The organism is Burkholderia sp. SIMBA_051 (genome assembly GCF_046534915.1).
Lineage (GTDB): Bacteria > Pseudomonadota > Gammaproteobacteria > Burkholderiales > Burkholderiaceae > Burkholderia > Burkholderia ambifaria.
In genome coordinates this window covers 1-268 of sequence record NZ_JAWRXS010000334.1, presented here as the reverse complement: position 1 = coordinate 268, position 268 = coordinate 1, and the positions used below count along the sequence as shown (strand labels likewise).

Genomic DNA, 268 nt, shown 5'->3' with positions numbered 1-268 from the left:
CGAGTCCGCGCTAGGCTGCAAGCCGGCGAGACTGTGGCCGTCTTCGGTTGCGGCGGTGTCGGCTTGGCCGCGATTGAAATTTGCGCGGCGCTCGGCGCAATTCCAGTGGCGATTGATATTGACGACAGCAAACTCGCACAGGCCAAGTCGCTCGGGGCTCGTTACGCGGTCTCCGCCAAGGGCCACACTCCCGAAACATTCGCTGCGGAGGTGCGCAAGGCGCTAGGGGGTTTGGGTCCCCATGCTGCATTGGACGCTTTGGGCGGGA

At 64.2% G+C, this 268-nt stretch carries 1 protein-coding gene; it reads left to right on the top strand.

From position 1 onward, the window contains the following. Positions 1-63: 63 nt before the first annotated feature. Positions 64-268, top strand: a 205-nt coding sequence (locus SB771_RS34765) for a zinc-binding dehydrogenase (protein ID WP_410722011.1), incomplete at its 3' end; no start/stop codon positions are given.